This window comes from Planomonospora sp. ID91781, from assembly GCF_015711595.1.
GTDB lineage: Bacteria > Actinomycetota > Actinomycetes > Streptosporangiales > Streptosporangiaceae > Planomonospora > Planomonospora parontospora.
This window is the reverse complement of sequence record NZ_JABTEY010000004.1, coordinates 228,847-249,822: the sequence shown is the minus strand read 5'-3', so window position 1 is coordinate 249,822 and position 20,976 is coordinate 228,847. Positions and strand designations below refer to the sequence as shown.

General features: G+C 70.3%; 4 protein-coding genes (1 of these 4 only partly in view). All 4 read right to left on the bottom strand.

Annotated elements, in window-relative coordinates:
* Window positions 1-92: 92 nt before the first annotated feature.
* On the bottom strand, window positions 93-251 hold the full coding sequence (locus HS048_RS34865) for a hypothetical protein (RefSeq protein ID WP_196470111.1): 159 nt from the start codon (window positions 249-251) through the stop codon (window positions 93-95).
* Between the two features lie 70 nt (window positions 252-321).
* On the bottom strand, window positions 322-2,046 hold the full coding sequence (locus HS048_RS34860; protein WP_196470110.1) for a hypothetical protein: 1,725 nt from the start codon (window positions 2,044-2,046) through the stop codon (window positions 322-324).
* Window positions 2,043-2,456, bottom strand: coding sequence for a hypothetical protein (locus HS048_RS34855; protein ID WP_196470109.1), 414 nt, complete (start codon window positions 2,454-2,456; stop codon window positions 2,043-2,045). Before HS048_RS34855 ends, HS048_RS34860 begins: the two co-directional genes overlap by 4 nt.
* Before the next feature lie 124 nt (window positions 2,457-2,580).
* On the bottom strand, window positions 2,581-20,976 hold the end of the coding sequence (locus tag HS048_RS34850; RefSeq protein ID WP_196470108.1) for a UvrD-helicase domain-containing protein. Its footprint extends 19,920 nt past the window's final position; the window shows 18,396 of its 38,316 coding nt (coding positions 19,921-38,316); its start codon lies off the right edge, out of view; it ends in the stop codon at window positions 2,581-2,583.

Here is a 20,976-nt window from a genome sequence, read left to right as displayed (position 1 = left end):
TGAAGCCGGCCTCCGGCGCATCGGCATTTCCGCACACGGCATCGGCGTGCTCCCTACCGTAGGGCCGTGCCGCGCCTGTCGGAACGAATCGGCTAGTAGCGGCGGTACGACTGAATCCGCGGGCCCCGCGCACCCGGAGCCATCGCACCGATTCCCACGATGAACGCCAGCACGATCATGACGAAGGCCAAGCCGGCGACGAAGGCGAAGACCGTCAAGAGCACGGTGAGGACCTTCAGGGCGGTGTTCATCGCCCCCTCCTTGTGTCCGTAAAAATCAGTATCCGCCAGTGTGAAGGAAGTGATCACCGAGCGCAACCGATCACAGCCTGGCGCGCCAGGTCGGCCCGTCGACGGCAGGGCCGTCATTACCGGGTGGCGTGTACGGCACGGCTGCGCCCGTCTGCGGCCCGCCGCCGGTGATGCCGCGCCGCGGTGCGGCGGACCGCTGCGGCGCCTGGGTGATGCCAAGTGCTTGTTGATCAGGCCATTGCTGCTCATCGGCGTCATCGAACATGCGGGCCAGGGCGCGCCGGTCGCTGCGCCGTTGCAGGTCCATGATGGGGCCGACGAGCTCACTGCGGCGCTCGGGCGGGGTGGCCAGCAGCGCGGCCTGGCCGAACACCGAGGACGAGGCCATCACGTCGCTGATGAGGCTGCGATAGCTCGCCAGGACGGTCCGCGCCTGCTGGTAGACCGACGGGGCCGGTGCGGTGCGGCGCAGGCGTTTGGCGATGCGAGGGGAGCGCAACAGCAGCATGTCGTGGGCGAGCATGGCGTCGTTGGCGTGCGCCAGGTTGGTCCGGGCGACCACGGCCATGGTCTCGTTGACGTGATACATGGCCATGCTGATCGCGGCGATCGTCTCGGTACTCGGCGCCACGTCGGCGGGGTCTTTCGCAGGGGCGGCATCGCGGCGCGCCGGCGTCCAGCGCGGGTTGGCATACAGCAGCCGCCCCATCCGGATGACGAGGTGCTCGACATGTTCCTCGGCAGTGGAGCGTGCCGTGACCGGGACATCGGTCAGCAACTCGGTCCATGCGCGGCTGACGCCGCGCCAGGCGGCGACCGAACGTTCGCTGACGCCATGGGCGTCGGCCAACGCCGCGCGCAGCTGCTGGGGATGGCCGCCCGCGCGCGCTCCCAGCCGCAGCGCCCGGGCACTCAACGCGTGGCACAGCTGCAACTGGGTGTGGCTGAGGATGGCACCGCCGGTGGCGATCCGCTGCCATTGGCGGATATCGAGCACATCGCGATCGTCGCCGTCGTAGAACGGGTCGGTGTAGAGCGCGCGCAGCGACTCGGCGTTGTCGATGATGTCCTGGCACAGTTGTTCAGGGGTTTGCGTGTGCTCGGTCGGGTGGACGGGGGCGGTGCTCGGCCGTGGTGGAACCGTGCTGAGCAGGGCATGGCCGCCCGCGCGATGCTGGACGGCGGTGACCATGGGCAAGGCGTCCGGCAGGTGCCGCAGCTGATCGATCGCGGCCTGTACGGTGGCGGCTTCCGGCAGCCTTCGCCGCTTCACGGTGGGCAGGATGCGCTCCAGGACGTCGGCCAAATGCAGGCCGTGAACCGTGATCTCGTGCAGGAGCGCATGCTGGACATCGAGGCTGTCGATGGCGCGGGCCCAGTCCGAACGTGCGACCCGCGTGCCGTCGGCGTCGATGGAGTAGTGAGTGCGCAGCAGATCAAGACCGATGCCTAACATCTGCGCGGCGGCAGCTAAATGCATCGCCAGCGGGTCGTCACGCTCGACGGCGCGGTGCTGCATCTGCTCGACGCTGTGCTGGAGAAGGTCGTCGGCTGTGCGGAGGTGGCCGACCGTGCTCAAGTCGGCCAACCCGAGGAACAACCGCTCGCGGGCCTGGTTCGTCGAAGCTGGAACCGAGAGGAATTCCCACATCTGGGCGGTGATCGAGCTGAGCTGACGGGCCGCGCCGATGGCGGCCACGCACTGACCGGTCGCCAGACGCGGCTGGCTGAGGTAGCTGGCGGCCGTCATGTGCTGCTGGGCGGCGGCGAAGAAGTCGCCCAAGGTGGCGTTCATGACGCATCCACCGCCAACAGCCGGTGCGCCTCGGCGACGTGCGCCGCGGCGGCCGACAGCAGTACCTGCTGGCTGGGATCGTCGTGCTCACCCACCAGGCGCAGCAGTGCCGCACGCAGAAGGGCGAGCAGGTCGATGAGCGCGGCCGCGGTGGAAGCGAACTCCTCTGCGAGCGTCATTGCCACCTCATCGGGGGCCGGCTCACCCAACGTGCGCAGTGCGGCGGCGATCGCTTCGTCGGCCGAGACGAACGCTGGCCACTCGTGGACCGCTGCCCTGGCAGGCAGCGCTGTACTCGCGGCCGCCGCTGCAGCGAGCGCGCTCACGGTCGCGTCCAAGCGGACCACCGGGTCGGCGTGCTGCAGCCGCTCGCGCAGGGTCGGGTCGCTCAGTGGGGGTGAGGTCATCATCAGGGTTCCTTCCAGAAAAGGAGGCGAGCTACTGCCTGGTCGATCATCGTCAGGGAAAGGATCGTGTGCGAGTTGTGGAACACGTTCCTGTGGATAACCCGGGCGGGTCATCGCACGACCGGGATCACAACCCCATCCCGATGCCGGGTGCGGCCGACGGGTCGGCCGTTGGTGGCTGGTAGGCAGTGCCGCTCGTCGCCGGAGCGGCAGGGCTCACCGGGACCGCTGCGCGGGGCGGTGCGGAGGCAGGGGTGTTCAGCGCGGTGAACGCGGCTGCAGTCTTCGGTGCTTCGGCGGGCTGTTGTTCGTCGCCGCGGTGCTGTAGCCATGATCCGTCGGCGTTCACGCTGAAGTACGCGTGCACGTCCGGCGGCACGGCGTCGGTGACGACGAACATGTTCTGGCGCATGTACACCAGGCAGGAGCGCTGCTGGCTTTCGGCGGTGCGCGTCGCCATGACCATGGCGGCCACCGGGGAGATGCACGCGGCCAGCAGGAACGGCCTTTCAGCGGCGAGCTTGCGTTCCAGGTCGGCGTGCACGTCGGTGACGACGACGGCGGGGCGGCCGCGGCTGGCGTCGAAATCGCTGTCGGCGATGGAGATCGTGGCGATCGTCGTGCCGCTCAGGCTCACCCAGATGCCGTTGGCGGTCACCATCCAGTAGCCGGTATCGGCCGGTGGCGTGTCGCTGACGCGCGCATCGGTGTGGCCTTCGTCGCCGTAGACGTAGTACGGTCGGCCGTTGTCGCGGGCGCGGTCGGCGGCGTGGGCCAGCGCGACGGGGACCGGTCCTTCCCACTGGTAGACGCGTGTCGGCGCCGCAAGCGCCGCGGCGTACTCGGCGCTCAGCCGGGCGGCGGCGAGTTCGGTCAGGTGCAGTGCGCGGGGGAGCGCGACGGCGGGCTGCTGGCCGCTGGTGATCGCGTGCATGGCGGTCGTGAGCTGGTCGAGGTTGTGCGTCACCGAGCCGCGTGCGGTGCCCGCTTCGATGTCGACGCGGCGAGCGTCGATGGGTTCACCGCGGTCGTGCAAGCGCAACGCCGCCGCATACAGCTGGCCGAGTTCGGGGTCGGTGAAGTCTTCCGGGCCGTCCAGGACCTGGTGGACTTCGGCGATCTGGGCCGGGTCGAGGAACAGGCTGGCCAGCAGGTGCACCTCATGGTGGTGCGCGGTGTCTGCGGGGTTTTTCGCGCTCTGGGGGGCGGTGGGGGTGGGCAGGTCAGCAGAGGAGCCCGCAGGCGGGATGGCAGCGGTGAGCTGATCATGCGTATCGGACGCGTGCGCGTCGGTGGAGGAGAGGGCGGCAGCGTCGACGTCGAGGTGGCTGTCGGTGCTCCATGCCGTCGCTGCCGGGTCCGCTGGAGCCGAAGCCGCGGGCGCGGGGATGCGGTAGACGATGTTTTCGGCGGTGACGACCATCTCGTCGAAGATTCGCGTGGTTCCCTGCGAGCCGTCTTCTGCCTCCCAGGTGGTGCCGCCCGGCTGGAGGTGGATGACCCAGTAGTCGGAGTCTTGAAGCACGTCTGTGACGGTCCCGCGCACGGTGATGGCGCCGCCGTCTGGTGGCGGACCGCCGCGCAGGAAGTCCCGGAAGCTCTCCTGCACGAGCGCGTGGTAGGCGATGAGGTCGCCCGCTTGGACGGTGGGGCCGCTGGCCGGAATGGCACCCATCGCGGCCGCCTGGTCGAACAGCTCCTGCAGGCGGCCGGCATCGATCGTGCGCTGGATGCGGCTGACGTCGCCGGCCACTCGTAGGGTCACCTTGCGCAGGGCGCCGGTGTCGGGGTGCGTGCCCACGAGTTGGATGTCGCCCTTGCGGCGGGTGGTGCTGGCATAGACGATCGGGGCGCCCCAGCTGCCATACCGATCCAGGGCGCGCAGCACATCGCCGGGGCGGGCATCGAGCAGGTGGATGAACTCGTAGGTGGGCAGTTCATGGGCCGTTGCCTTGGCTGGCATCGCCTGCTCGGGGCCGGTCGCGCCGAGGTCCACGGCGGCGAAGGCGTTGTCCGCCGATTGCGGCGTCCGGTTCCAGGTGTGTCGGGTGATGGCGCCTTGGCCGCCGCTCGTGGTGTCGACGGTGATGCGCAACAGCGAGCCGTCGCCCCACACGTGTACCGCGACGTGCAAGCCTCGCTCGGCCAGCACTGGAGCGGCCGCGTGCGCGCGCTCCTGCAGGGCCTCGGTGCTGTCGCCGGGCCGGGAGGGGCGGAAGGTGGCGAAGTGGTGCAGTGGTTCACGGCCGCGCCGCAGGGTGCGGATGCTGAATTCCCGCGGGTCGAACCCGGCGGCGAGCAAGGCCGCGCGCATCTGATCCGCGCCGCGGTCGACACGAGTCGACGGGCCGGGCGCATCGGCGGCGGGTTCGAGCGTGCGGCTCCGTGATTGCGGCGCGAGCGGTGCGGCCGGCATGGGGGAGAGGAGCAGGTCGGTGTCCGTCGGCGGATCTGCCGATGGAACCACAGGCGGCGCGGGTGTCGGCGCGGTGGACGCCTCCGCCGGTGCCGAGGTAGGTGCGTGCTCAGGTGCGGACGGGGCGTGCGCGGTGGGGCGCGCCGCCTCCGGGGAGAACGTGCTCAGGACGGGAGCCAGGTCGGGTTCGGCCCCCGCTGGAGGCTCATCGACATGGGCCTCCAGTCGTTGCTGCGCCTGCTTCACCCGGGTGCGCGTCGCTTCGCCTTCGGGTTCCTGCATGTTCGCCGCGGCGCTGCCGTAGTGCGTGAGGTAGTCGGCGGCTCCTTGGCGGGTCCGCGCGGACGCGTCGGTGAGTGCCTGCTCGTCGCCGTCCATGAGCCGTCGCGCGAGGTCGCGTCCGGCCATGTATGCGGTGTCGAGGTCCCAGTGGGTGGAAGCGCCCCCCAGTGCGGCGAGTATCGCGGCCAGGTTCGGCCCGATGGCGCCCTGCTGGTGCAGCGGGGCGGTGTCGACCAATGCGTGCGCGGCCATGGCGCTGTGGTGGAAGAACTCACGGCCGTCGCTTTCCAGGTGCTGATTGAACGTGGCGGCGGTGGTGGAGACCCGCCCCGGCACCCGCTCGTTGCCGGCCACCGCGTCGTCGGCCATCGCCGGAGGCAGGCCGAGGCGTTCGGCCCCGTAGCGGAGGTTGCCCTCGGTGATCTCGCTGGTTCCGTCCCAGGCTTTCAGCTCCTGGCGTGCCTGTTGTTCGGCGCGGATGGCGGCACGGGTCGTCTCCATCTCCGCTCGTTCCCGTTCCCGGATGGGCTCCAGCAGGGCAGCACGGTGAGCTTGCGCGTCATCGGGGAGGTAGCGAAGGACGGTGGCTCCGGTGGGCACGCGCACGTGAACGAGCGTGCCGTCGGCGCGCCGCACCTCGATCTCCGTCATCGGCGTGGGCTGCTTGGCGCGCGGGTTGGTGATACCGCCATCCCGGATGGCCTCGACTCTTCCTCCGTAGATGTCCCAGGAGGGCAAGTCGATCACGTCACGTGCACGCAGCGGCCCGTCGCCGTTGGCGCTGTTGTCCAAGCGCGCCGTACCGCGTGCGGGCGGGTTGGCCTCGTAGGCCCGGAACCGCTCCAGCGCCGCCTGCGCCTGTTCAGGGGTGAAGAAGTTCACTCGGGAGCGGCGGCCGCCGTCCTCCCAGGCGTGCCCCCACCGCCTGCCGGGCACCACGCGACCGTCCGCGCTGTCATCAGCAGCTCCCCCGTTGTCGGCCTGCGCGGACGGTTCTGTTTCGCGGTCAGCGCCCAGGTCGGTGCCCGTATCGACTGAAGCCTCCTGGGCGGTATCGAACTCGGCCAGCGCGGCGATCGCGCTGTCGACCTTGGCTTCTCGCTTTTGCCGCTCGGTGGCCGCCGCCGGTTCCCCGGCGGAGTCATCGCCCGTGGGAGGCGGCAGCTTGTCGAGCTCGGCGATGGCATCGACGATCGCTTCGAGCAGATACACGCGGGATCGGGCGTGCTCGATGCGGTCGGTGTAGTCGACCTGGCGGCTGACGGCGTCGCTCAGGTCGGCGATCTCACGCTCCAGGCCGGGGAGCCGGTCGATATCGGCCTGCTGCAGTTCGGGTGCGGAGTCCAGGGCGCGGCGCAACCCGCGAACGAGTTTGCCGCCGCTGGCGTCGGCCTTGAGGTCGTCGGTGGTCAGCTCCATGGCGCTGCCGGGCAGGTCCGGGAAGAAGATGCGGGCGCAGAAGACCTCGCCGCTGCTGTCGGTCTGCACGGCCAGCTCCAGGCCGCCGAACGCCCCGACCGTCTGGACGGGGCCGGGGCCGCTGCTGGTGTGCGCGCTCATCACGTCGATGACCAGGCGCCGCAGCGCCGCCCCGGCCGGACCGAACTGGTCATACAGGGTGCCGTTGAGCACCAGGGCGAAGTCCGGCCCGGTGGTGGACCGGATGCGGGGCAGGGCGGCCGCGCGGCGCGGAATGTCGCTGCGGACCTGGGCGGCCTCGGCCTGCTTGGCGGCCAGCAGGTCGACGTCCCCGGCGCGCTGCGCGGCCGCGATCCGCTGATCGGACTCCAGCGCGCTGAGCTGAGCCCGCATCTGGAACAGATCCCGCAGATGAGGGTTGCCGGACAATTCGGCCTGCATGGTGCCGAAGTCGGCCTCGACCTCGTCGATCTCCAGCAGCTGCAGGGCGTGGATGTCGCGGGTCATGACCGTGCGCGATCCACTGATCTTGGAGGTCAGCAGCCCGTACATGAAGGCGTCCAGGCTGTGCTTGGTCCCGATCAGGTGGATGCCGATCTCGGCGTTCTGGTTGCCCTGGCGGTGGCCGCGGCCGTTGCGCTGGTCGATCATTGACGGCTTGGGCGTCGGGTCCATGTGGATGATGTCGGTGACGCGGTTTTGCAGGTTGAGGGACTCGCCCATCTTGGCCGAGGAGCCGACCAAGACCCGGATGCGTCCGTCCCAGGTCCGCTCGACCAGGTCGGCGAGGTCTTCGGGGCTATGAGCGTCATGGATGAAGGCGACGTGCTCGTCCGCGACGCCCAGGGCGATGATCTCGTCTTTCAGCGCCTGGTAGACGTTGAACAGGTCAGAGGCGCCGCCGGGGGTGCCCAGGTCGCAAAAGACCAGGATCACCCCGCCGGGCCGCGGATGCGGGCGCGGATCCGCCTTGGCGTAGGTGTAGGTGAGCGCGGCGGTGGCATGGTAGCGCTCGGCGATCAACCGCGCCGTGTAGGGGATCTTCGAGCCGGGATCGGATGAGGCGTCCAGCAGCCGCGGGTCCAGCGCCATCTTCCGGCCGTCAGACATGATCATCAGCATGATGTCGGGCTTGGGCATGCCCGCTCGTCCTCCGGGGCGGCCGGCGTCCTCCCACGCCTGCAGCTCCTGCAGCCAGTTGGCGGTGGCCTGGCCCGAGTGGATCGCCGCGCCCCGGGCGATCAGCCGGGCGCCGATCGCGCGTTGCGCGGGCGTGGCCTCCACCACGTGCAGCTCGGGTGCTCCGCCGCGGATGGCGGGCCGTTCGATGCCCGCATCGTCGGCCGTCTGCACGTCCGCGATACTCAACCACATCGTCAGCAGCGCCTGCAGGTCCACGAAGCGGGAGAAACGTTCGACCAGGCGGATACCGGATCCGTCGGGGGCCTGCTCGATGCGTTCGACGACTTCACCGAACGTCATGCCCCAGTCGTCGAAACGCAGCACACCGAAGGCCTCCAGCACGCCCGGGTCGCCCAGGCGCAGCATGTTGTGCATCTCGGCGATGGTGTTGGTCATCGGCGTGCCCGTCAGCAGCGCGACCGTCGGCTCCGCACCGCGCACGGCGTGCAGCACGGTCAGCTTCTGGTGCAGGTCGATACCGCGCAGCGAGTCCTCGGGCGCGTTGTGCAGCAGACCCGACTTGATCGCGATGCCCTTGTAGCGGTGAGCCTCATCGACCACCGCGTAGTCGAAACGCAACTCGTCGAAGTACACCTCACCGGGGGTGCGGATGGGCGCCTTGGCCTTGCGGATCTCCTGGCGGCGCCGCTCCAGCCGCTCTTCCAGGACCTTGACCTTCAGATCTTTGCCCAGGCGGGTCTTCTCGGTGCGGATCTGCTGTTCCAGCAGGCGGATCTCGTGTTCTTCGTAGGCTTCCTGGGCCTCGGGGCTGGCCTTGACCGACTGGAACGCCTCCTCCTGCCAGATCACCAGGTCATAGACGTGGTTGCGCAGGTATTCCAGCGTCGGGCGCCGCTTGGCGCCGGCCAGGTCCTCGGTGCGGATGACGGTGATGTCGGCGTTGGGGTACAGGAAGCGGGCCTCGCGCTCCCACACGCCCACCGCCTTGTTGGGCACCACGACGAACGGCTTGGCGATGCGCCCGGACTGCTTGAGCCCCATGACGCCCACCAGCGCCGTGGTGGTCTTGCCCAGCCCGACCTCGTGGCCGACGACCACCGCCTTGGCATGCAGCATCCGGGCGGCGGCCGCGTTCTGGTGCGGCTGCAGCGTGCGCTCACGGGTCAGCCCGTCGATCGGTGGGGTGCGGCCCTCCCAGGTGGTCAGGACATGGGCGTTCATCCGCTCGTTGTAGGCGGCGCTCACCGCGTGCAAGCGGGCGTCGTCGGCCAGCACCCAGGCCTCGAAACCGGCGCGCATCGCGTCGACTTTTTGCCGGTAGGCCCGGGAGGCGTCCTCGTCGACGACCTCGATGGTGCGGGTGCGCTCCCCCTTCAGCTGCACCACTTCGACGCGCTTGACCTGCGTGGTGCCGCCGTTGAGGGCTTTCATGGCGACCTCGGTCGCCCGCCGCCGCGGCGTGCCGTGGAGCCGGTTGCGGGCATCGGAGACCGAGGTGGCGTGCACCGACCAGCCCACGCGGCTGTGCGCCACCACCAGGGTCGGATCGTCGAGGATCTCGCGCAGGTACTGCTGGACCAGTTCCTCGGGCACCCACGCGGCGCCCAGCTTCGCCTTGAACTGGCCGATCTTCCGCGGCGGCGGCAACGCCGCTTCCAGCGCGGCGGCGTTGACGTTGAACGCCGGATCCAAGCGCGCCGCCGCCCGGGCCTGCTGGAGCTTGTCGCGGACCGCACCGGTGAGGTACTTCCAGGCGGGCACCAACTCGCCGCTGACGGGATCGTCGAAGACCTCGGTGCCCAGCGCCGCCCGCGCCTGGTCCTCGTCGAGGCCCAGCAGGCGGGCGATCTCGGCCAAGTCGACGCGGCCGGTGCGGCCCACCACGGCGGCCAGCGCCACCGCTGGATCCGCGGTGCGTTGGGGCGGTTCGGCGACGGCCTCGGCCCGCCGCTGCAGGATCGTGGCCAGCACCGGCTCACCGCGCTCTTTATCCCACCGTTCCAGCCCGAGCACGGTCGCGGCCTGGGGGTCCATCAGGAACCAGCCCCACGCGGTGGGCCGCTGCTGCGCGCTCGAGGTAGCCTCACCACTCTGCCGGGCGGCCGCGCGCACGGCGTCCGGCATGCGCGCGGTGGTCTGTCCCGGCTTGGACAACGGCCCCCACCGCTGGGTGTAAGCGGCATGAGCGGCCCTGAGGCGGGCCCGCAGCCGGTCAGCCTCGGCGCGGTCCCCGGCCGGTGCGGCATCCAGCGCGCGCAGCTCCAGGGCGAGGTCGCGCATGCCGATCAGGTGCCGCAGGCGGTCGGTGTCGCCGTCGGCGCAGACGGCTTCGATCGGCGCCAGCCCGGTGTTGTGCTGCCAGATACGGCCGTTGTCGTCGATCTGCAGGCGGCCGGAGAAATCGTTGGCGTGCTTGATCCGCGCTTCTTGCAGCGTCAGGACCGGCCGGTCGGGCCACTGCGGATGCTGGGCGTAGACCAGGCCGCCGGCGGCGGCCTGCTGGGCGATCGCCGAAAAGGCCGCCTGCAGATCCGCTCCGGCCGCCGCGGGGGCACCGGTGACGGTCAGCTTCGGCCCGTACTGGCTGGCGACCACGGCAAGGGTGCCGAGGACGTGCTCGGGGTGGGCCTGGAAGTAGTCGTTGACGTCCGGGGTGTGGGAGCCGATCGTCATCGGGCTGGCGCGCAGCCACGCCGTATCGCCCGTGCTCTCGCCGGGCAGGCGGCGGCGCAGGATGAGCACATCGGCCACCACGTCGGTGCCGGCCGAGCGGGCGAAGGTCCCGGCGGGCAGCCGCACGGCGCCGACCAGGTCGCCGTAGCGGGCCAGCTCTTCGCGGGCGCGTGATTGCCGGGCGTCCAGGGTGTAGCGGGAGGTGATGGCCACCATCATCCCGCCGGGCCGGGTCAGCTTCAGCGCCTTGACCGCGAAGTAGTCGTGCAGCGACAACCCGTCCAGGTGCGGATCGGCATCAGCCATCGGGACGCGCGCGAACGGGAAGTTCCCGATCACGGCATCGAACGTGCCCTCGGAGACGTCGGTCTCGGCGAACGACTCGTTCAAGACGGTGGCCTCAGGAAAGCACAGCCGGCAGATCTCCGCGGTGGTGCGGTCGATCTCCACGCCCGTCAACCGCACATTGAGGGGAGCGGTGGCAAAGAACATCCCGCCGCCGGAGCCCGGCTCCAGCACCTCGCCGCCGTCGAACCCGAACAGCGACAATCCGTGCCACATCGCAGCGGAGACCGCGAGCGGGGTGTAGTGCGCCGAGAGGGTGGAGGCCGATGCCGCCCGCCACTCGGTCGGCGACAGCAGCCGTTCCAGCTCACCGCGGGCAGCCGCGAACTCCTGCCAGTCGGCCAGCGCCGCCTCGAAGCCGCCTTCGCGTTCCCCGCCGGGCCCATAGACCGGACTGCCCTGGTGCGGCCGCTCGGCGAACAGCAGCGGCACCGACCCCCACCCCGACCAGCGCATCAAGATCCCGAGCTCGGCGCGCGTGAGCGCGCGCGGTGCCTCCTGACACTGTTTCAGGAGTCTGACGGCCGCCACGTTCGCCGCCGCCTTGGCCACCGGATCGGTCGGTGCGTGCTCTTCCTGGGCGCGCCACCACTCCGCCGTCAGCTCGGGTCGCTCGGCACCGGCTCCTCCGGCCCGATGAACACCATCTCCGCCAGCACCCGCTCCTCGGCCATCGCCCGCGCCTGGTTGTGCTGGCCGACCCGCTGCTGGTAGTCGTCCGTCTCCGGCATCTGCGCGCTGATCTCCTGCATCAGCTCGCCGATCCGCATCTGCACGCGCATCCCCAGGTTCGTGAAGAACGTCTCCGGATCCCGCATCGCCGCCAGCTCGCGGGGCCGTTCCGCCGTCCAGTACTCCTTGGCCATCTGCCCGTACCTGTCCATCGGCCTCCTCACTCAGGGTGTCCCCGGTCGCGGCCAGCTCGGCGAGCTGCCGTTCGATCTCCTGCCGGGACAGGACTTTGCGATCATCGTCCCATCCCTTGGCCCGGGCTTCGGCGCGCTGCGTCTCGATCTCCCGCAGCACCTCAGCCGCCGCCGTCACCTGCCGCTTGGCCCGCTCCCGGTCGGTGCGGTCCTGGCTGCGGTCGAGTTGGATCGACTGCCGGTCGGCCACCAGGGCACGGGTTTGGCGTTCCAATTCCGCCAGCAACCCGGCCGGCACCTGGACAACCGCCTTCCGGGCGGTGGAGCTTTCCGGCTGACGGAAGACCTCGGCAAGGTAGCGCAGCCCAGGGGCGGCAGATTCGCGCCGGTGGGAGCGATGCACCTCCTTGTAGGCGGTAAAGAACGCCGCAGGGATCTCTATACGCATGTACGGGCCCCATGTGCGGGCGCCCTCCATGTCCTTGTCCTCATCGAATGCGGCCACCATGGAGGCCAATGCCGCGGCCCGGGAGCGGCCATAACGCCGTTCATCGCTTTTTCCTGGCCCTCGAATTTTCTCGGCCATGAAAAGCTCTGGGTGCTCGTAGACCGGTCCCAGTGTGCCGTAATGCTGGCCGTCTATAGAGATCTCATCGTTTCGTACGCCACCCAATGCGACCCGGGACAAGACCTGCTGATGCGTGGCGGCATCACGGCGCTCTGCTTGTTCGGCCAGCGCGTCGATGCGAGCCGCATACGCGGCCTGGTACTCCTCGGTCACCTCCGTGATGGACGGCTTTTCGGTGAGAAGCTTTTTGCGCTCCGCATCAAGTTTGAAGTCGTCTAAGCCGGCGGGATCCGGCAGGGCCCTCAGGCGGGCCACCTCGCGGTGCGACCACTCCGCGGCAAGAGCGGTGATCCGCGCCCGGATGATCTGCCGGTCGTCGCTGCCGGCGTCGTAGTCCGGCTCCATGCGTTGAAGCTTGGACTCCTCCAGCACCAGATCCACGGTTTCGAGCTGGGCAGGAGCTGGCCGCGCGGCGACCTGCAGGGCCGCGCGATGCTTGACCTCCCTGTCGATCACCCGAATGCGGTCTTCGACCGCACTCTGAGCGTCGCTCATCTTGTATCGGCGTTGCACGTCTTTCAGGGCCTGAAGTTCGGCTTCCAGGGCAGCGGTGTCGGCTACCTCCTCGGGGACCGGCCGGGTCTTCACGTCCGCCAGCATGCGGCGGGCAAGTTCCCCCCGCAGCTCGTCTCGTTCGGTGTAGGCAGCGGAGAGCCCATACGGGACTCTTGTGTCTTTGAAGCTACGGTGGCTCCACGCGGAGATCTTCCCTTCGGCTTTGTCGAATGCTTCGACGAGCTGCTCATCGGTCAATTCGCTTACACTGCGAACAGCCGATTGGCTCTCTCCGTCTGATGTGGCGGCAGAGGTTTTGGGGCGGGTGCGGTCCTCGATGAGAACGAACCAGTTCTGGGCGGCGAACTCGGCCAGCAGTGCAGCGAAATTATCATCGCGGGTGTCCGCTTTCCACTGCCGCCCGCTTACCCGTGCACTGTTCAAACGCGACCACAGGAAATGCCCGGCATTCTTCGCCGCCTGGTCATAGGCGTCGCCTTCTTTGCTCCCGTTCAGCAGAATGACAAGGCCAGACTTGGCGGTACGGTCCGCCACGATCTCGATCCAGACCTTCTCCCGCTGATCTGCAGGCATGGCCAAGGTCCGATGCTGGCGCGCGGCATGGCGCGCGAACTCGCCGCTGTCACGGCCGGCTACCCGCCGCCCGTCGACCTTGCCGACCGACAGGTAACGCGACCACCGCTCTGAGGCGGGTGCTTGGCTGATGACAGTGCGGTCGGGGCCGTAGACGACGACGTCGCCTTCGATGATCGCGTAGTGGTAGCCGTCCTCACCGTCGACGGGTTGCGCGCGCACCGGCAGCGCCGCAGCGCCGTCGACGGCATCGCCGCCCGCTGCGCTCAGGGACCGGCCGACCGCCTCCACCGCGGCTTGCTTTTCGGCTTGCTTCTCGGCCTGCTCGGCCTGGCTCTCCTCCTGCTTAGCGCGGTTGCGGAGCTCACGATGGGCATCGACCGTGGCCAGCGTCCGGTGAGCGTCCCACCCGGCGAGCTGCGCCAGACGCCGCAGTTCACCGCCCGTGGACGTCTCCTCGCCGAGGAAAACCGCTTCACTTCCGCCGCCCAGCTGTTTCAACGCGGCCACCGCGGCCCGATGCACCGCCAGGTACGCCTCGATTCGCAGGCTCACGTTGGGCTTGCCGTACTTGGGGATGCGGCTGGCCCAGGCGTCATCCAGCGCCTTGCTGGCCGCCTTCCCGGCGCGTGAGCCGTTCAGCGTCGTACGCTCCGAGGAGGTCTCCCAGGCCTGCCACGCCGCCTCCACTTCGAGTCGCGCCTGCCTCATCCGCTCACGGGCCAGCGCGGGTCCGTCGTCGGCGGCCACATCGGCGTACGGTCCCGGGCTGGAGTCCGCGGCCAACTGCCGGGCATCGGCCTGCTGTTCTTGCCACAGCAGGCGGTCGGCGGCCCATAGCGCCTTTTCCTGGGTCGGGTACACCTCGGGGTCGGCGACCTGGCCGTCCGACAGCCGGTAGATGCGCACCTTCTGGCTGTGCCTGCTTGATTTGCCGGTGGCGTACCGGCCTCCCGGCGCGAGTTTGGCGTACTCCGGCAGCCGGACACCCGCCTTGCGCGCCAGGGCCAGCGTGGCGAACGCAGGGCGGTCCGGCAGCTCGGCGAGCGGCGCCGTCAGCGGGTCGAAGTCCTCACCTGGGGCGCCGACCGGATGCTGGCCAGCGCCGCCGCCCGGGGTCTGGCCGGTCAGGGCGGGCTGATCATCGTCTGCGGCCGGTGCGGTCTCGGTGCCGGATCCGCCGTCGGGTGCCGCCGTCGACGGCTGCGCGAAGGACGTCGTCCCCGCCGTGTCCGTGCCGTCGACCGGAGCAGGACCGTCCCGGTGCGGCGGGCCGGAGGTGCTCACCGGCGGTGCGGCAGGAGCGGCGTCCGCAGATGTGGGCAGCACGGCGCCGTCAGCGGCAGGCACCGATCCGGCGGCCGGCGCGCCGGTGATGGGGTGATGATCCGTGCGCGCGGCGGGCCGGCCACCGTCACCGTCATCGGCATCCGCGGCCGTGCCGGTCGACGTGGCCGTCTGCGCCGGGACCTCGCCTGCATCGGCGCGTGCGGCCTGCGAGGACGAGGCCGGCCGATCGAGGCGCGGGGACGCTTCACCGTCCGGTAGGGGGAGGGACTGCCGCTCATCGACGGCGACGGACTCCTGCGCTACGTCCAGGTCCGGTAGTTCCTGCAGGAGGGCGTCAACGACAGGCACCGACTCAGCGGTGGCGCGGTCCGGTCGGGCCTGCCAGAGCGCGACGAGCAGGCGATGCTGTTCGAAGGCGCGGGTGAATTCGGGGTCGTCGAACCGGCGCCGCGCCTCCCACAGCCCTTGCAGGTGGCGCTCCACGCCCACCAGCCGGGCCTCCAGTTCGGCGGTGAGCAGCTCATCGGGCTCCAGGTCCGCCAGACGCGGATCGTCCGGGGCGACGACGCCGACGAACTCATCGTTGTCGAGGTGGATGAGGCTGTGACGGCCGGAGGAGTCGGTGATTGTGAAGTCGCCGCCGGCGTCACGGGCCAACAACCCCAGCGTCTGGATGTCGTGGTCGTTGTAGGCCACGCGCTGGCCCACCAGCGCCTCCGACGGGTACTGGGCGTCGGTCAGCAGGTGCGCGGTGCCGCGATACGGAAGCCCCCGGTCGGCGTCCCAGCCGCGCTCGTGCAGCACCTGCTCGATGCCTTCACGCACGTCGGCCTGGGTGAGCGGGGCGGCGGCGTAGGTCTGCAGGAGTTCGGCATCGGACATGGCCGCCCACGCGGCGCGTTGCCGGCGCAGGTACGGGCTGGGCGCCTCGTACCCTTCGGCTTCCAGCAGTGCGGCGACCTCGTCCAGCAGCGCGTCCGCACCGTCGACGCCGCGCCGGTCGGCGTCGCTGAGGTAGTCGGAGACGACCGCCCAGGAGTCGGGCACCTCCCCGACGTCCTCGGCCGCGATGGAGACCAGCAGCTCGGTCATGCGCCGCCCGGCGGCCCGCTGATCGCCGGTCGGATCGGCAAGTGCGGCGATGCGCGCCGGTAGCGCGCGGGCCTGCTCGTCGGCCTGCTGGCGGTGCTGCTGGCGGGCGCGCTCCTGCTCGTTGGCGCGATCGACCGCGGTGAACACCCCGCCCAGATCGTGCCACTGCTGCAGCTCGGCATCCATCGCGGCCGTACGGTTCAGGAAGTTGCCGAGAGCGTGGATGCGGCCGTGGGTGTAGTCGCGTGCCCCGGTGTACTCCTGCGGCGCCAGCCCTTGCAGGTCATCGGGCCAGCGCTGGGTTCCGATCCACGCGGTGACCGTCCGCCAGCCGCCCCGGTGGTGCTGCGTCGGCGCGAGCTCCAGGCCTCGGCGGGTGCGCTCGGCATGGACGGCGAGCAGCTGCAGGGCCAGGTAGCCGAGCGTGCCGCCTTCCTGCGCAGGATCACCCAGCCGGTCATGGGCCTCGGCCACGTCGAACCAGGCCCGGATCGCTGTGGTCACCGCGTCCAGGTCGGCGTCGCTGCGGCTCATGTGTTCGGCGGCCGTATCACGCGCGGCCCGGCTGCTCCACAGCACCGGCTCCTGCTCCAGCCGCATCAGGTAGGCCCGGACGGCGGCCACCCCCGCGGGGGAGACCTCGAGCGCTTCGGCCTGCTGGACGCACGCGTGCGCGGCCTGCGGGCCGACGGTGAGCTGCTGCAGGTGCGCAGCACGGCGCACCAGGACCTCGGCCGACGGGTAGGCCCAGCGTTCGCTGCCGCGGGTTTCGACGAGAGGACCGTGGCGCCCGTTGGCGTGGCGCCAGCGGCCCGTGCCGGCGACGAACTCGACGACCTTCGCCTTGGGGTCGGGTTGGCGCCGCAAGATGCCGGTGATCGTCACCTGGTTGGCGCGGCCCGGCCGGTCGTCGCCGCCGAGCCGTTTGACGTCCCCGCTGTCCAGCACGGTGGTGAACTCGATCTCATCACCGGTGATCAACTCGGTGACGGTGGCGAGGAACCGGCCGGTGGCGGCGGCGTGCTCGCGAAGCGCGGCCTGGCGCTGGGCGTGTTCGGCGCGGGCCTGCTGCGCCGCGATGACGCGGTCGTGGGCCTTGGTCGCGGCGGTGGAGGTCCGGCCGCGGCTGCGGTCGAAGTTCGCGCGGATCACGGTGAGCGCATCGCTCAGGTTGAGGCCATCGTCTGAGCGCCAGGTCGCCGCGATCGCTCGCAGGTTGACCGCCCGCCAGGGCACGGGCTGCCCGTGAGCGTCTTTCAGCTGCTTTTCCAGCTGAATCGCCAGGTGGGCGACCTCTTTGGTGCGGACGGCCATGTCGGGACGCAGCAGCGGGAGCGCTGATCCGACGGCCCCGATCTGCCAGGAGCGTCCGTCCTTGAACCAGTACAGGTTGCCCGACGCCGACACCGTCAGCGTCGGGTCGTCGGCGAGGCGCTGCAGTTCAACGGTGGCGTTGTCGCGTTTGTCGGCCGGCATCTCGGCCGTGATGGCGGCCTGGTGCTCACGCAGGTACGCCCGCAACTGGTTCAAGGTCAGCGGGCCGGCGGCCTCCAGCACGATCCTGGGGTCAGTGGTCGCGGGAGCAACCGTGTCGAGGCCATCGCCGGGCGAGGAAGCCGGTGCCGTGGCGCGGGCAGCGGCGCCATCTCCGGAACCGGGGCCCGGAAGCCCGGCGGCATCGACAGCCGTCACGCCTCCCGCTGCGGCGGCAGCCTCCGGGGCGCGGTGCACCGCGAAGGCGCCATCGGCGCCCGGCGGCGTCTGCGGCACCGCGCGGTCGCTGTGTTCCCGGGATTGCGGCGCGTCGGCGACCGTGGGGATCTCCTGCCCCCGAACCGGTTGATCATCCAGGGCCGTGCCGGCCTCGGGATGTGCAGGCTGCGGGATGACCGGGATCGGCCGATCGATCTCCTGGCGGTCCTCAAACAGCCGGGCCATCACCTCGGCCACGACCTCGTCGTTGAGGATCCACCCCAGCGACCCGAGATCCACGCTGCGCTGGGCCCGGGTGACGGTCACATAGGCCAGCCGGAGCTCTTCGGCCGAGGGCATGACGAGCGGCCCGGCCTCCTGGCTGAAGTTGGGCACGCGGAAGTCGTCAGCGATCTGGACGTGGTTCCATTCGCGGCCCTTGGCCTTGTGCGCGGTGGAGACCACCAGCTGTGGCGCCTGCTCCTCATCAGCGGTGTCTTCGTCGACCAGCTGGTCCAGGATCCGGATCAGGTGCCCGGCACCGTAGCGCTCCACCAGGGTGACGAACACCTGGAGGCTCTGGTTGCCGGAATCGTCGCGCACATGGTCGCGCACCGCGTCCCAGGTGGGGAAGTCGGCCAGCTCCGGGTGCTTGGTCCGGCGGCCTTTCTTCAGGTCCAGGGCCGCGCGGGCGATGTCCTTGAGCGCTTGGCCGCCGCCGACCATGGCCACCCGCTTGCCCGCTTCCAGTGCTTCGACGACCACCCCGATCGCTCCGGCGTTGGTCCGGCACAGCACCGCGTCCGGCTCCGGCACCGTTCCGATGCGGGTGTCCAGCCGCGGGTTGCCCTCCAGCAGGAACGGCGAGTCGAGCAGGGTCAGAAACCGGTTGCCGGCGGCGGCGACGGCGGGACCGAAACGCCAGCTTTGCGTCAGCGGCAGGGTCGTATCGGCGGGCCAGCCGTCCAGGGCGTCGATCGCCCCGCGGAAGGCGTAGATGCTCTGGTTGGAGTCGCCCACCACGATGGTCTGCACCGGCTGGTCTTGGACGACCTTCAGCAGCACGCCGTTGATGTCCTGGGCCTCGTCGAAGAAGATCATGTCGAAGGGCAGGCGTGGTTTGCTCAGCGCCCAGATCTTGAAGTAGTCGTCGTGATCGAAGATCAGTTTCCCGGCGGGATCGGTGATGTCGGCCCAGGCGTCGCGCGCGTACGCCAGTACCGCGCCCGCCAGGTAAGGGCTCGCCTGCACGTCGGGCGGCAGGTGCTCCTCGCTGAGCCGCTCGTCGCCGCTTTCGCGGTAGCGCCGCACCGTCGCCATCACCAGGCGGGCGGCTTCGGCTCCGGTGAACTCCTGCCCGTCGGCCAGGAAGGTCGCGGGGATGCGCAAGAGGGCGGCCTGCTCGGCGGGCAGGCGCACGCCCTTGCCGACGTTCCTGATCTTCTTCTTGTAGCGGCCGTCGATCAGCGCGGCCCGGGCGAAGGAGTGCGCGGTGTTGGCGGTGACGTTGTCGGGGAAGGCGTTTTGCGCCTCGTCGGCGATGGAGCGGTTGAACGCGAAGTAAATGATCTTCTTGGTGGGGTGGGCTTCGGCCATCGCGTGCGCGACCAGCCGTAGCGTGGAGGTCTTGCCGGTCCCGGCCAGCGCCGGGACGACGACATCCAGGCCTTGCAGGCAGGCGTCGATGATGGCTTGCTGCTGAGGGGTGGGCGGGTAGGACGGTTTGGCCTTGGCCGCTTCGGCTTTGGCTGCGGCCGCGGCGGCGTTGCGGGCGTGCTGGCGGTCCAGGGTGGTGATGGTCGCGCGCAGCTGGGCGAGGTGATGGTCGGCATCGCCGGACGGGCCCGCATAGACCCAGGCACGCTGCTCTTTCTTCCATTCGAAGTGGTTGTCCTTGAGGGCTTGGCGCAGGGCCGGTGGGTCCTTGAAGGTGGTGCCCGACACGGTGGGCTGCGCGCCGGTGGCGCTGATGCGGATGCGGTTCGCCAGGGGTCCGGGCACGTCGGCAGGCGCATCGCCGGGATCGGAGGCAGGCGAGGCGGCCGGGATCGGGGCCGGGTTGCTGTCAGCGGGAGGGGGAACCTCCGGCGGCGCAGCGGGTTGCGCGGCGGGTGCGGCGTCGATCGGCGGCGTGGCCGGGGCCTGCAGGCCGGCGCGCTGGATCAAGAGGCCGTGGAAGCGGGCGGCGACCTCCTCGGCGGGGGTGGCGCTGGTCAGGCGGATCCCGGCACCGGCCCACTGATCGCCGTACATGATCGGGAAGATGCCGCCGCCGTCGGCCTTGACGTACACCGCCCAGCGGCGCCTGCGCCGGTTCGGGCGCCAGCTGACGCCGAACCCCTGCACCTTGTCGTCCCAGATCACCTCGTGGTGGCCGTTGGGGATGCCGCGTCGTGCGAGCGCATCGTTGATCTTCAGTGCGTGCTGCAGATCCCGCAGGCCCTTTTCGCTCACGGGAGCGGCTCGGCAGGCGTCCGGGGTGCAGTCGTAGACGTGCTGGTGGGCGCGGTGCCAGGCCTGCTGCAGTTCTGCGGCTGATCGCTCCTGCTCCGGGGTGGCGGGGTCACTGGTTCCGCTGGGGACGGCAGGGGCATCAGCGGGGTCTTCGCCGGCGGTACTCGTCGGTGCGGCCTGCTCCGGAGCGAGATCAATCGGAGCCGGTGAGATGGCAGTCGCCGCGGCGCCGTCGGCCAGTTCGGTCAGGGCCTTCCAGTCGGGCGGCCCGGGCACCGGCTCGGCCGTGCCGTTGGCGACGCGGGTCCATACGCCCTGGTCGATCGCGTAGTGCGGCCGGTCGGTGGGTTCGGTGTCGGCGACGAACACGTTGTCGCGCCGGTAGACGCGGTAGGTCAGGTGCTGGTCGTCGGAGTGGCGATGGGCGTGCCGGACGGCGTCGATCGGCAGGGCGAAGGCCTGGCGCCTCCAGCGGGGGACGGTGGGTGTGGTGTCGTCCGGGCGGGGGCGGCGGACCCGGCCGATGTGGTCGTAGTTGTGGCGGGGGGAGGCGCCTGCTTGATTGTCGGCGGTGACCGACAGGGTGTTGAGCCGCCGGACGCGGTGCCAGACGCCGTCGACCTCGATGAAGTCGCCGATCTCCAGGTCGTCGCGGCTGAAACCGATCGCGTCCGCCGGCGGCAGGACCGGGTCAGCCGCTGCGGCCTGCTCGGCGAGTGTGGCGGGGAGCGTCTGCCGCTCCTGTGGACCGGCGCTCGCGGCCGGACCTTCTTCCTGCGGCGACTCGGGACTTGCTGTGTTGTCGACGCCGTCCAGCGCCGATGGCCGTTCGACCGCCGCCTCGGCAGGCAGGGGGAGAGCCTGCCCCGGATGGGGCGTGGCCTGCTCGTCAGGAAACGGGCCAGAGGCAGGGGGAGAGGCAGCTGACGGCGCGGGCAGCGCCCATAGATCACCGAGTCGGACCAGGGCGTGATCGGAGGTGAGGGTGAGGGTGGTCGGGCCGTCATCACTGATGATGTCGATTTCGGTCGCGTCCTCACGCTGGCGGACCGCACCATCGTCTCCGGCGACGAGGACGTCGCGCGTGTCGTGGTCCCAGCCGCGGCCGCGGCTCTTGATGATCTGGAGCCGGTC